The following is a 12822-nucleotide window of genomic DNA, read 5'->3' as shown; positions in this document are numbered from 1 at the left end:
CGCTCAGCAGCCATGCGCTCAGGAGGGGAGATAGGAGATGCAGGGCGCGGTTTTTGGGAAGCGAGAAAGCACGCATGGAAACTCCGGGCACAAAAAGGCCGGAAGTATAGCGTCTTTCCGTACCAGTAAAAGTCGGCAGCGAAGTGCTGGGGTCGCGCCGGCCTCAGTTGCCGGGATAGGTGGCGGCTTTCTCCCGCGTAGGGGTGGCCACGGCCCCCATGGAGACGATGTACTTGAGCGCAAGATCCACGCTGATGGACACGTCGCAGGTTTCGCTCTTTCTCACGTAGAAGTAGAAGCCGTTCACCGGACTGGGCGTGGTGGGAATGAACACTCCCACGTAGTCTTCCCCCAGGGCCGCACGCACTTGCGCCGGGACGTTGGTTTGGAAGGCGAGCGACCAGGCGTCGGGGTGGGGATAGCGTACCAGCAGCACCTTGCGGAAGGCTTCGCCCTGGCCTGAGAACAGGGTGTCGCTCACCTGCTTGACGCTGCTGTAGATGGATTTCACCACCGGGATGCGTGCCAGCAGGTTCTCCCATAGGGCAAGCAGCTGGCGACCGAAATAGTTGGCGGTGACCATGCCCGTAAGCAAAATCACTGCGAGCACGACGATGGCGCCCAGGCCCGGAATATGTGTGCCCAGCCAGGCATCGGGCCGGTAGCGTTCCGGCAGCAGGTCTAGCACACCATCCAAGGTGCCGATGAGGAAGCTGATCACCCATACGGTGATGACCAGGGGTACCCAGATGAGCAGGCCGGTGACGAAATAGCGTTTCAGGGGTCGGGTGCGCATGGCAAAAAATGAGGCGGACCCGCGCGAGGCCGGTCCGCCTGCATCTCCTGGCGTCTTTAGGCCTGACAGGCCGGGCAGGCGCCAGCGCCGCAGGCCGGTGCGGGCGTCTCTTCCTTCTTGGGCGCGGCATTGCCACCCTTGAAGTCGGTGGCATACCAGCCACTACCCTTGAGCTGGAAGCCCGCGGCCGAGAGCATCTTGGCGAAGGTCTCCTTGCCACACTCGGGGCAGGTGGTGAGCGGCGCATCGCTCATCTTCTGCAGGTATTCCTTCTGGAAGCCGCAGCTGCTGCAACGGTATTCGTAGATCGGCATCATGCCCTCCTAAAACAACTCTTTGAATTATACAGCCAAATTGCGTCGCGGGCGGAGCCCGTCCGCGCGCAAGATGGGGGCGAGGCGGCCAAACACAAGCCCTTCATGCGACACCCGGGTCGCAGTCGGCGCAATACCGGGATCGTTACTTGCGCTGACGCTGCCTCTGATACAATGGCAATCAGGTAATTCCCTGAACCGGCGAAGGTTTTTTGGCCGGATTCGAGTGCAACCCGATGAGGATTTTCCCATGACGGAAGAGTTGTTCCAGGCAATCGAGGCCGGCGACGTGAGCCGGGTGCAGGCATTGATCGCGGCGGGTGCCGAGGTCAACACGGTGGGCGACGGTGGACTCACGCCGCTGATGGCGGCGGCGCGTGTTGGGCATGTGCAGATCGTGCGTGACCTGCTGGCTGCGGGTGCGGACGTCAAGGCGGAAGACGAGCGGGGTTACACGGCCCTGATGCACGCCTGTTACAACCCGGATCTGGACCGCGGCTTCGCCGACGTGGTGCGGGTGCTGCTGGAAGCTGGTTCCGACATCGAACACCAGATCTTTTATGGCGTGCGTCCCCTCATGTTGGCCGCGGGCGCCGGCGAGGCGGAAGTGGTGGACGTGTTGATCAAGGCCGGTGCCGATGTCAAGGCGCGTAACGAGGGTGGCCGCACCGCGTTGATGATGGTCAAGGACAAGGATTACATCGAGGTGATCAACCTGCTGCATGAGGCGGAATCCCTCCTCGACTGGCAGCAGGGCGGAGCAGAATGCGGCTCGCGCAATGCACCCAACAGTAACGTGATCACCTTCTTGAAGCCGCAGAAGAAATGAGCCGCCTGCCGTGGCGCATGTAGGCGCTGCGGTGTTCTATGCGTTTCGCAACGCGCCTGCTGCCGGGCACGCTGATTGCGCGCTACCAGCGCTTCTTCGCCGACGTCCGTCTGGATTCCGGCGAAACCGTCACCGCCCATTGTCCCAACACCGGCTCCATGCTCGGCTGCCAGACGCCGGGGCTCCGCGTTTGGCTATCGCGCGCCGACAACCCCGCGCGTCGCCTCGCCTACACGTTGGAACTTGTCGAAGCGGCACCGGGTGTCTTAGTGGGCGTTCACACTGGTCGGAGCAACCGCCTGGTGGAGGAAGCCATTCGCGCAGGTTGTCCCGCCGGGCTTGCGGGCTATACCCAGTTCCGGCGCGAGGTGCGATGCCAAGGCTCCCGCATCGATCTGCTTTTGAGCGGCCCGGGGCTGCCCGACTGCTACGTGGAAGTGAAGAACGTCACCGCCAAGAGGGGGGCGGGCGTCGCTCTGTTTCCGGACGCGGTCACCCGCCGCGGCGAAAAGCACCTGCGCGATCTGGCCCGCCTGGTCGCGCTGGGCAACCGCGGCGTGATCTTCTTTTGTGTCCAGCGGGCGGACGTGCAGGAAGTGCGTCCGGCCGACGACATCGATCCGGCCTACGGCCGCGCCCTGCGTGAAGTGCTGGCTGCTGGCGTGGAGGCCTTCGCTTGCCGCGCCCAGGTGAGCACCGAGGGCATCGTGCTCACCACGCCCGTGCCGGTACGCTGCCCGTGAAACCTTGCCCAACGGGGACCACGGTCGATCCCCAGCATGCGTCATGGGCCTGTCACGAGAAGGCAGCAAGATGTTCTGCCTGCCGCAGACGATTGTTCCGAGTCGTGGACGTTGCGGGCAGGAGGTGCGTCCCGGCCTTCCTGGCATGCTGATGACCGCCATGTTGCGCACGGGGACGGTGGCAAATCTGCTTTCCCTGGAGGATTTTATGATCAGCCGCAACCCACCACTGGCTTCCGCCCTGCTTAGCGTGCTGTTTGCGATGACGGCACCGGCGGGCATCGCTGCGGGCGGCGCGCGTCCCGTAGCGGTGGAATTCTCCCACACACCCGCCCCGCAGACGGACGACGAAAGGCTCATCACCTACACCCGGTCGGTGGCGCAAATCAAGTTCGCCAACGGCAAGTCCCGCGCGTATCCACTCACCTATGTGACGCTGTTCAAGAACACCGATCTCGTCTCGTCGGTCAAGGGTCGCAAGTATGCCGCCGGGCAAATCTATGATTTCCAGATGAACCCCGTGCTCGAGCCGACGGGCGATCGAGCGCTTGCCGAGACCCCGGATGGCAATACCCTGCTCACTGTTGGCGGCAAGCTGTTCCTCACCACAAACTGGGAGTACGACGACGTGCTGACCGATGGGCGAGAGGCCAGGAAGGCGCAGGATTGGTATGCGCGCATGCCGATGCCGATGACCGTCTCCGAGCTAACGCAAGACCGCAAGAGCGGCCATCTGGCGCTGAAGAAACAATGGCCGGTGGATTTGTCATCGGTCGAAGGAGGCTGGATTTTCTGCAACGCTTCGCAAACGCCGTGGAATACGCATCTCGCGGGCGAAGAAGACTACGATCTGTTCTTCCTGCCGACGGAGAAGGGCTACAAGAAAACCCAGGCTGGCCTAAAGGCGATGAACGAGGTCTATTTCCGCGGGCAAAAGCAAGCCAATCCTTACCGTTACGGCTATCACGTGGAGCTTGCGCTGGGAAGCGATGGCAGCCAGCGCGTCGTCAAGCATTATCAGATGGGCCGCGGGAGCTGGGAAATGGCGCAATTCGCCAAGGATGGGCGCACGGCGTTTTACGGTGACGATGGGACCTACGTGGGCCTGTTCATGTTCGTCGGGCAGCGGCGAAACGACCCGGGTGCCGGTGGCACGCTCTACGCGGCGAAATGGCTGCAGACTGCCCCCGACGGCGCCGATGGTGGCAGCGCCAATATCCAGTGGATCCGGCTGGGGACGGCCAGCCATGGGGAAATCAGGGCATTGATCGAATCAGGCATCAAAGCAGAAGACATCTTCGAAATTGCCATGAGCGAGCAACCCGGCTTCGTGCCCATCCGTGCCGGCTCCGCCGAAACGGTCTGGCTCAAACTCAAACCGGGAATGGAGCAGGCAGCGGCCTTCCTGGAAACCCGGCGCTACGCGGCCTATCTTGGCGCGACCACGGAGTTCAGCAAAGGGGAAGGCGTGGCGATCGATCATGTCGGCAAGAAACTCTACTATGCCGTGAGTGCCATCCAAGGTTCGATGAAGGCCAATGACGGCGGGCCGGTGGATCACATCCGCCTCAAAGAGAATCTGGCGGGGGCCACCTATACCTTCGAGCTGGCTGTTGGGCAGAAGGATAGCGAAGGCCAACCGATCGATTCTGAATATGTACCGGTGCGCGCCTACGTAGAGCCTGCGCTCCTGGGGCGATCCATCGCGGTGGACAACCTGGGCAACACTGCCGATCCGGAGGCGATCGCCAATCCCGATAACCTGTTCTTTTCCGAACGCATGCGCACGTTGTTCATCGGTGAGGACTCCACCATGCACGTGAACAACTTTGTCTGGGCATATAACGTGGACACGAAAAAACTCGCGCGCATCCTGAGTCTGCCCGCCGGAGCCGAAGCCACAGGGCTCAAAGTGATCGAAAACCTGAACGGCCACGCCTATATTCTGGCCAATGATCAACATCAGGGTGGCGACTGGGCAAAGGGGATGAGCCAGGACTTGAAAGACCGGCTGCTTACCCGTGCCGCGGAGAAGTGGGGGCGCAACCGACACGGCGTGCCACACTGGCGATTGGAAGCGCAGGTGGGGTACATCGGCGGCTTGCCAGGTTTTTGAGCGCTGCTGCGATGCACGCGCTGAGGGTGCCGTCCGCGTGACATGCGCCGTTGTCCCCGCAGAAGCGAGACCCGGGAAACAGCCGTGAAATATGTTTCCCGCCCGAAGTCTCGCTCACGTGGCAAAGTGGCGCAGCGCGCCAAGCCTTACGCCATGTCGTGCCAGGCCTTTTCCAGACGCTTCCAGGAAACGGGATAGGGTGTCTTCAGACCCTGGGCCCAGAGGGAGACACGCATCTCTTCCAACATCCAGCGGAAGGCCATCAGGCGCGGGTCGATGCGGCCCGTTTTGCGCTGTGCCTCCAGGCGTTCTTGGTAGCGCTGCCACCAGGTCTTGAGATCCGCGGCGTGGCGTGCGTCGCGCTCGGCATGGCCCGGGTATTTGTCGATGCGCTGGCCGATGGCGCGCAGATAGCGCGGGAAGTGTGCGAGCTGTTCCCAGGGCGTTTCCGTGAACATGTGGCGGCGCACCAGGTGAGCGAGCTGCAGCCGCACATCTTGCACCAGGGGTGCGGGCAGACGCCCCGCCAGGCGCTGGTTCAGTGCGGCATATTCGGCGAAGATTTCACCGGCCAGCCGCGCCAGGCCCTGGGCCACTGCAGGCAGCCGCGTCTTGGCCCGGTCACGCTGGCGGGCGAATTCCTTTTCGTTGCGCGGCAGGGGATCGTCGCCGATGAAGGCTCGGTCGGCAAGGGCAGTGGTGAGATCGACGCGCAGTTCGTCCGGCGTCATCACGCTCCGCGCCTGCAGGGCGATCTGGGTGAAGCCGGGCAGATTCTTTTCCCACTGCTTCATCTGTTCCCGCAGGGCGAGCCACAACAGGCGACGCACGCCCTTGCGCGTCTCGCGCGCGGCGGCTTCCGGCGTATCCAAAAGACGCAGGGCGACCGATGCGCCTTCGTCGAGGAGTGCGGGGTAGCCCACCAGGCTCTGTCCGCCCCGGGTGAACTGGATGCGTTCCGGCAGATCGCCGAAGTTCCACTCGGTGAGGCCCACGCGCTCATGCTGGCTGGCGGTGGACAGGGCGAAAGTGAGCTGCGCCGCCTGACCCAGCTTGTGCTTGAGTTCGGCGAGATCGCGGCCGCAGGCAAGCTCTGCGCCGGCTTCGTCGATGACGCGGAAATTCATGCGCAGATGGGCGGGCAGCGCCTCCGGATGCCAGTCGGCGCGAGTGGCGGTGAGGCCAGTACGCTTCTGGATGAAAGCGTTGAGGGCATTGATGAGCGCTGGCGGACTTCCTTGTTCCGCCCAGGGCGCGACTGTGGCGTCGAGAAAAGCCGTCACGAATTCCGGCACCGGCACACAGGCGGCGCGCAGCCGCTTGGGCAGACCCTTGATGAGGGTGGTGAGTTTTTCCCGGATCATGCCCGGCACGAGCCATTCGCAGCGCGCTTCGTCCACGCGGTTGAGCAGCGCGAGCGGCACGGTCAGGGTGACGCCATCGAGGGGATGACCCGGTTCGAAACGATAGCTTAAGGCGCAGGGCACGCCCTTAACCTTTAGGCTCGCCGGAAACAACTCTTCTGTCACGTCCTCGGCGCCATGGCGCATGAGGTCCTCGCGCGTCATGTATAGCAGGCGGGGCTTGTCCCGCTCCGCCTCGCGTCGCCATTTCTCGAATCCCTGGCCGTTGACGATGTCCTGGGGAATGCGCGTGTCGTAGAAGGCGAACATGCGTTCTTCGTCCACCAGCACGTCCTGGCGGCGAGATTTGTGTTCCAGTTCGCGGATCTCCTCCAGCAGTTTTTGATTGTGCAGGAAGAAATGTGCCTGCGTGTCGTACTCACCTGCCACCAGGGCCGCGCGGATGAAGATTTCCCGCGCCGTCTTTGGGTCGATGCGGCCATAATGCACGCGCCGCCGGGGGGTGAGTGTCAGGCCGTAGAGCGTGGTGCGCTCGAAGGCCATCACCTGTGCGCCGCGTTTTTCCCAGTGCGGATCGAAATAATGGTGCTTCACCAGGTGCGCACCCACCTCTTCCACCCATTCCGGTTCGATCTTTGCCACGGAGCGGGCGTAGAGCTTGCCGGTTTCCGTGAGCTCAGCTGCCATCACCCATTTGGCGCCCTTGCGGTGCAGCACGGAAGCGGGGTGGATGTGGAACTTGATGTCGCGTGCGCCCTGGTAGTGACCTTCCTCGGTCTTCACACCCACGTTGCCGATGAGACCCGCGAGCAGGGCGCGGTGGATCTGCTCGAAAGTGGCGGGCGTGGTGTTGGGCCGCATCCCCATTTCCGCCACCAGACCGGCGAGCTGGCCGTGCAGGTCATGCCATTCCCGCAGCCTGAGATAGGAAAGGAAATGGGCATGACACTGTTCCACCAGCTTGCGGTTGGATTTCTTGTGGAGACGCGCCTCTTCGAAGAAGGCCCAGATCTTGAGCAAACCCATGAAGTCCGAGCGCGGATCGGCGAACTGGCGGTGGCGGTCGTCCGCCGCGCTCTCCTGGCCCATGGGACGGATACGTGGATCTTGCACGGAAAGGGCGGAAGCGATGATGAGTACTTCCTCAAGACAGTGCTCTTGCCGAGCGGCGAGGAGCATGCGGCCGATGCGGGGATCCACGGGCAGCTTGGCCAGTTCGGCGCCGATGCGAGTGAGCCGGCGCTGCTCATCAACCGCACCCAGCTCGTGGAGTAACCCATAGCCGTCGGCAATCATGCGGCCGGTGGGGGGATCCAGGAAAGGGAAATCCTCCACTGCGCCGAGACCAAGCGCCTCCATGCGCAGGATGGTGCCCGCCAGCGAGGTGCGCAGGATTTCAGGATCGTTGAAGAGCGGCCGCGCCTGGAACTCGGCCTCGGAATAGAGGCGCACGCAGACGCCGGACGCCACACGCCCGCAGCGGCCGGCGCGCTGATTGGCGGAGGCCTGGGAAATGGGTTCGATCAGGAGTTGGTCCACCTTGTTGCGGTAGGAGTAGCGCTTCACCCGCGCCAGTCCGGGGTCGATCACGTAGCGGATGCCCGGCACGGTGAGGGACGTCTCGGCGACGTTGGTGGCCAGGACGATGCGGCGCGCGCCATGGGGCGCGAACACGCGGTCCTGTTCCTCCCGTGATTGGCGCGCGTAGAGGGGCAAAATCTCGACGCCTGGCGGATGGTGCTTGCGCAAAAGTTCGGCGGTATCGCGAATCTCTCGCTCGCCTGGCAGGAACACCAAGATGTCTCCATCGCGGGACAGGCGCGCTACCTCATCCACGGCATCGACGATGGCCTGTTCCAGATCCCGCTCCTTGGCATCTTCGTCCTCGCTGCGTACTGGCCGGTAGCGGATCTCCACCGGATAGAGGCGTCCCGAGACCTCGATCACCGGCGCATCACCGAAGTGGCGCGAGAAGCGCTCGGTGTTGATGGTGGCGGAGGTGATGATGATTTTGAGATCGGGACGCGGGCTAAGCAGGCGCTTGAGATAGCCCAGGAGGAAATCGATGTTGAGACTGCGCTCGTGGGCCTCGTCGATGATGAGGGTGTCGTAGCGCGCGAGCAGGGGATCGGATTGGGTCTCGGCGAGCAGGATGCCATCCGTCATCACTCGGATCAGGTTCTCGCCGCTTCCGCTTTCCTGGAAACGCACCTTGTATCCCACCACGTCGCCCAGCGGCGTACCCAGTTCCCGCGCGATGCGCGCCGCTACGGAGCGGGCGGCGATGCGCCGCGGTTGGGTGCAGCCGATCACGCCGTCGAGGCCGCGGCCCAGCTCCAGACAGATCTTGGGCAGTTGCGTGGTCTTGCCCGAGCCCGTTTCGCCCGCGACGATGACCACCTGATGGGCGGCGATGGCACGGGCAATCTCCTCGCGCTGGGCGGCGATAGGCAGTTCCTCCGGATAGACGATAGGGGGCACGCGCGCCATCCGCTTCTGGCGCACCTCGGGTGAGCGTGTCATGTCAGCGTTTCCGCTCGCGGCGCCCGGCGGGCCAAACGCCTGGCGGCAGCGTGTCGGTCAAGTGCTGGGCAAGCCGAGCCAAGGTTTCCACGCGCGGACTGCGTCGGCGCCAGACCAGGCCGATGGTGCGCGTGGGCACCGGCGGGGCGAAGGGACGCAGGGCAATCAGCCGCTTTTCGCCGCGCGGCGCGTTTTCTGCGGCGAGCTGGGGCAGGAGGGTGAGGCCCAGATCCATGGCGACCATCTGTCGCAGCATTTCCAGACTGGTGGCTTGCACGTCCTCGGTGGGGTGGCCTGCCTGGCCGCATACCTCCAGTGCCTGCTCCCGCAGGCAATGGCCTTCCTCCAGCAGCAGCAGGGGCTGGTACGCAAGCTCCCGGGGACGGATCTGGTCCCGTGCCGCAAGGGGGTGACCCGCGGGTAGCGCCACCAGGAAAGGCTCCCGGTAGAGGGGAAATACCTCGAGTCCTTCATCCTCCACCGGCAAGGCGAGCAGCGCCGCATCGAAATGGCCTTCCCGCAGTCTGGCGAGCAGGCTGGCGGTGAGCGCCTCGCGCAACACCAGCTTGAGACGGGGGAAAGCCTTGTGCACCGAAATCAAGGCGTGGGGCAGGTAATAGGGGCCCACCGTGGGAATCACCCCCAACTTTAGCGTCACGGCCATCACATCCTCGGTCACGGTTCGTGCCAGCTCGCGGATGCGGTCGGCTTCCGCCACGATCACTCGGGCGCTGTCCAGGATGGCCCGTCCCACGGGGGTGGGTGCGATGCGCTTGAGACTGCGGTCGAACAGCGTCAGGCCAAGGTAGTCCTCCAGCTTCTTCACTTGTGTGGAGAGGGTGGACTGGGTGACGTGACAGGCTTCGGCGGCCTGGCCGAAATGGCCGGTATCGGCCAGCGCGACGATGTAGCGCAGTTCTTGCAGGGTCATGGGCAATATCGATGGAAAAGCCGCGGTCCATCGATTATACAGGCAGATGCCCGCCTGCCCCAGCTCGGGCGGAGCGTTGGAGCTTGCGTAACTGCAAGACGGCCAACAGGCGTCACGTACTGACGTGACGATCAGGTTGACCCAGATTACCCATTAGCAGGCCGTTGAAAAATCCCTGGCGGACGCGCGCGTGGGGCATTACCATCTGAAGCCAGCCGAGAGTGACGCAGAGGAAGACGATGAGGGGCAATCAGAATTTCCAGGGAGCGATGTTCAGCTACATCAGTCTTGAAGAGCGAGTGCCGGCGGCCGCCCGCTGCGCAAGCTGCGCGCCGTAGTCGATGCGCTGCTGGCGAGCATGGACAATGAATTCGAAGCGGTCTACGCCCGCCGTGGCCGCCCCTCGGTGCCGCCGGAGATGCTGTTGAAGGCCCTGCTGCTGCAGATTCTGTTTTCCATCCGCAGCGAGCGGCTGCTGGTCGAGGCGATCGACTACAACCTGCTCTACCGCTGGTTCGTCGGCCTGAACATCGAGGACAAGGTCTGGGATCACTCCACCTTCGCCGATGCCCGGCTGTTCAAGAAAGCCCCAGGGGACAAGTCCCGCCTGTGCCACATGGGGCACATCCTCATGGAAAACCGCAACGGGCTGATCGTGGATGTCGAGATCACCCATGCCAGCGGCACCGCAGAGCGCGAAGCGGCGCTGGCGATGCTCGCGCGCCGGGGCAACAAGAACAAGCGCGCCACGGTCGGGGCCGATAAGGGCGACGACACCAAGGACTTCATCACAGGCTGCAGAAGGCTCAGGATCACGCCGCACGTGGCGGCCAAGGACAAGCACTCGGCGGTGGATGGCCGCATCAAGCGCCACGAGGGCGACAAGACCCGTCTGAAGGTGCGCAAGCGCATCGAGGAGGCCTTTGGCTGGATCAAGACCGTGGCCGGTCTGGCCAAGACCAAGCTGATCGGCCAGGCCAAGCTCACGGGCCAGGCGCTGCTGTGCTTTGCCACCTACAACCTGGTGCGCATGGGCGCCATTGGCGGCTGGTGGGACGCGCATCATGCGTAAACCGTGGGATCCGTGCGCCCGAAATGGGCAAAACGGCTTGCAAACAGGCCGAAATGCCCGTCGCAATCGCTGCCCAGCCGCGTCTGGGCGGCTCGTTTCTTCGAAATCAGCGCCCCTGATGCGTTCGAAGAACACTTTTTCAACGGGCTGTTAGGTGTGCTGGGGCTCATGGCCAGTGGCCCCCGTGTGCGCGAGACCGAACATGAGCGAGCTCATTGATCCCTTGCCCAACTGGCGCAGCGTGTGGCGCGCCCAGGCGCGCGCCCATCCCCATACCGCGCTGGGTTTGAGCGTGGGTGCCCTGGCGGTGTTGTTGTTGTCGGGCGCGAGCCTCTACCGGGCCGCCGTTGGTGAAATCGATGGCGTGTTGCGTCTGGCTCTTTTGGGGGGTGCGGCCGGGTTTCTGGCCACGGCGCTGGGCGCGTTGCCTGCGCTGGGACTCAATCGCTTGTCCAGCCGATGGGAAGACACTCTGTTGGGACTCGCGGCGGGCATGATGTTGGCGGCGAGCAGCTTCTCCCTCATTTTGCCGGGGCTTGCCGCCGGGGAGCAGGTCATGGGGCATGCGGCATCCGGCGCGGCGCTGGTGGTGCTGGGGCTTGCTCTGGGCGCGGCCCTCATGTTGGGGCTCGACGATTTCATGCCCCACGAGCACCTCCATCTCGGGGTGCATGGCGCGGGTGGCAACCGCATCTCGCGGCTGTGGCTGTTCGTGTTCGCCATTGCCCTCCACAACCTGCCGGAGGGGATGGCCATTGGCGTGGCGTTTTCCCGCGGGGATCTCTCGGTGGGACTGCCGCTCACCAGCGCGATCGCCTTGCAGGACATTCCCGAAGGGCTGGCGGTGGCCATGGCGCTCAAGGCGGCAGGGCTTGCGCCCCTGCGGGCGATGTGGGTCGCGGTGGCCAGTGGCATCATGGAACCTCTGGGCGCCCTGGTGGGCGTCGGACTCACCAGTGGCCTGGCGGCAGCCTATCCCATCGGCCTGGGACTGGCCGCCGGCGCCATGATTTTCGTTGTCTTTCACGAAGTGATTCCGGAAACCCACCGCAATGGGCACCAGACGGCGGCCACGCTGGGCCTGATGGCAGGCTTCGCGGTGATGATGGTGCTCGATACCACGCTCGGCTAGACATCCCAACCCAACCAGGAGGACGACATGGCTAGTAAGAAGACTGGCAAAGGCGACAGCGCCTTCCTCACCGACATCAAGACCCTGCGCGAGCGCGCTCGCAAGCACATCGAAGACGGCGCGGTCACACCCGGCTACCAGGCGGATCGTGAGACTGTGATCAAGCTGCTCAACGAGGCCCTGGCCACCGAATTGGTGTGTATCCTGCGCTACAAGCGTCATTACTTCATGGCCAGCGGCATCAATGCCGATGCCGTGGCGCAGGAATTCCTGCAGCATGCCAATGAGGAGCAGATGCACGCCGACCAGATCGCCGCCCGCATCGTCCAGCTCAAGGGCGAGCCGAATTTCGACCCGGATGGTTTGTCCTCCCGCAGCCACGCGGAGTACGTGGAGGGGGACAGCCTGATCGACATGATCAAGGAAGACCTGGTGGCCGAACGTATCGCCATCGATAGCTACGGCGAGATGATCCGCTACATCGGCGACAAGGATCCGACCACCCGCCGCATGCTGGAGGGTATCCTGGCCATGGAAGAGGAACATGCCGACGACCTGGCCAGCCTACTCGCCGATCTGCAGCGCTAGCGCGACCGGGTTTTGACATTGCGGGTGGCTGCGCCAAAATCGGCTGGCCCGTCTTGGGCGGCTGGGCAGGCGCAAGCGTGAAAACCAACAGTGCCCTTCGTTGCTTCCTCCCCGGCCTCGCCATGTTGCTTGCGGACTCGGCGCTGGCTCGGAGCTTCCCCCAGCTATTGAGCATTACGTAAGTAGGTGACACCCTTGTGTCGTCCCCGCCAAAGCGGGGACCCAGGAACATGGCGAGGAATACCCTGGATGCCCGCTTGCGCGGGAATGACGTTTCACTTACGCAGCCTGTCAACTACTTACGTAACGATCAATAGAATCGCAGCCTCCCAAGCAGGGCGGCGCGCCCCGGGGCGCGCTTGGGCATCTCCATTGATCTCGGTACCCTGTTTGGCGCCATTCGCGATGCGACGG

Annotated in this window: 8 protein-coding genes and 2 pseudogenes; 6 read left to right on the top strand and 4 right to left on the bottom strand. The window is 63.7% G+C overall.

Going from position 1 to position 12822, the window contains the following annotated elements; genetic code table 11:
* Positions 1 to 163 precede the first annotated feature (163 nt).
* Both V6E02_RS09375 and V6E02_RS09370 read right to left on the bottom strand, forming a co-directional pair.
* Positions 164 to 796, bottom strand: coding sequence for a DUF502 domain-containing protein (locus tag V6E02_RS09375; RefSeq protein ID WP_347308532.1), 633 nt, complete (start codon positions 794 to 796; stop codon positions 164 to 166).
* A 56-nt stretch (positions 797 to 852) separates the two neighbouring features.
* Positions 853 to 1110, bottom strand: coding sequence for an FmdB family zinc ribbon protein (locus V6E02_RS09370; RefSeq protein WP_430626796.1), 258 nt, complete (start codon positions 1108 to 1110; stop codon positions 853 to 855).
* A 250-nt stretch (positions 1111 to 1360) separates the two neighbouring features.
* Between V6E02_RS09370 and V6E02_RS09365 the strand changes: the two genes are divergently transcribed.
* The 3 genes from V6E02_RS09365 to V6E02_RS09355 all read left to right on the top strand — a co-directional run bounded on the left by V6E02_RS09365 (position 1361) and on the right by V6E02_RS09355 (position 4798).
* Entirely contained in the window at positions 1361 to 1939 is a 579-nt protein-coding gene (locus V6E02_RS09365; protein ID WP_347308531.1) for an ankyrin repeat domain-containing protein, read from the top strand.
* A gap of 38 nt (positions 1940 to 1977) precedes the next feature.
* Positions 1978 to 2682 carry a DNA/RNA nuclease SfsA gene (gene sfsA, locus V6E02_RS09360; RefSeq protein WP_347308530.1) on the top strand — a complete coding sequence of 235 codons (705 nt, stop codon included), beginning with the start codon at positions 1978 to 1980 and terminating at the stop codon, positions 2680 to 2682.
* 151 nt (positions 2683 to 2833) lie between these two features.
* Complete coding sequence (locus V6E02_RS09355) at positions 2834 to 4798, top strand: PhoX family protein (protein WP_347308529.1); 1965 nt, start codon at positions 2834 to 2836, stop codon at positions 4796 to 4798.
* A gap of 146 nt (positions 4799 to 4944) precedes the next feature.
* Here the strand turns inward: V6E02_RS09355 and hrpA are convergent.
* Positions 4945 to 8742: pseudogene (gene hrpA, locus V6E02_RS09350) on the bottom strand (ATP-dependent RNA helicase HrpA); the annotation flags it as partial.
* Complete coding sequence (locus V6E02_RS09345) at positions 8687 to 9616, bottom strand: LysR substrate-binding domain-containing protein (protein WP_347308527.1); 930 nt, start codon at positions 9614 to 9616, stop codon at positions 8687 to 8689. The pseudogene hrpA and the gene V6E02_RS09345, both read right to left, overlap by 56 nt.
* Positions 9617 to 9855: 239 nt before the next feature.
* Between V6E02_RS09345 and V6E02_RS09340 the strand changes: the two are divergent.
* From V6E02_RS09340 to V6E02_RS09330, 3 genes and pseudogenes are all read left to right on the top strand, one after another.
* Positions 9856 to 10688, top strand: a pseudogene (locus V6E02_RS09340) (transposase).
* 202 nt (positions 10689 to 10890) lie between these two features.
* The gene (locus V6E02_RS09335; protein WP_347308526.1) at positions 10891 to 11820 is read left to right on the top strand and encodes a ZIP family metal transporter; all 930 of its coding nucleotides are present in this window, start codon (positions 10891 to 10893) and stop codon (positions 11818 to 11820) included.
* Positions 11821 to 11847: 27 nt separating this feature from the next.
* A complete protein-coding gene (locus tag V6E02_RS09330) occupies positions 11848 to 12408 on the top strand; it encodes a ferritin-like domain-containing protein (protein WP_347308525.1) in 561 nt (186 codons plus the stop codon).
* Positions 12409 to 12822 lie beyond the last annotated feature (414 nt).

This window comes from Thiobacter sp. AK1 (assembly GCF_039822265.1).
Taxonomy (GTDB): Bacteria; Pseudomonadota; Gammaproteobacteria; order Burkholderiales; family Thiobacteraceae; genus Thiobacter; species Thiobacter aerophilum.
Note: the sequence above shows the minus strand (reverse complement) of the source record. Positions and strands in the feature narration are given on the sequence as shown.

Bases quoted from the DNA above. Each gene is read 5' to 3' on its own strand.
- V6E02_RS09375 (WP_347308532.1), bottom strand. From the start codon at position 796: ATGCGCACCCGACCCCTGAAACGCTATTTCGTCACCGGCCTGCTCATC.
- V6E02_RS09370 (WP_430626796.1), bottom strand. From the start codon at position 1,110: ATGCCGATCTACGAATACCGTTGCAGCAGCTGCGGCTTCCAGAAGGAA.
- V6E02_RS09365 (WP_347308531.1), top strand. From the start codon at position 1,361: ATGACGGAAGAGTTGTTCCAGGCAATCGAGGCCGGCGACGTGAGCCGG.
- sfsA (WP_347308530.1), top strand. From the start codon at position 1,978: ATGCGTTTCGCAACGCGCCTGCTGCCGGGCACGCTGATTGCGCGCTAC.
- V6E02_RS09355 (WP_347308529.1), top strand. From the start codon at position 2,834: ATGACCGCCATGTTGCGCACGGGGACGGTGGCAAATCTGCTTTCCCTG.
- V6E02_RS09345 (WP_347308527.1), bottom strand. From the start codon at position 9,616: ATGACCCTGCAAGAACTGCGCTACATCGTCGCGCTGGCCGATACCGGC.
- V6E02_RS09335 (WP_347308526.1), top strand. From the start codon at position 10,891: ATGAGCGAGCTCATTGATCCCTTGCCCAACTGGCGCAGCGTGTGGCGC.
- V6E02_RS09330 (WP_347308525.1), top strand. From the start codon at position 11,848: ATGGCTAGTAAGAAGACTGGCAAAGGCGACAGCGCCTTCCTCACCGAC.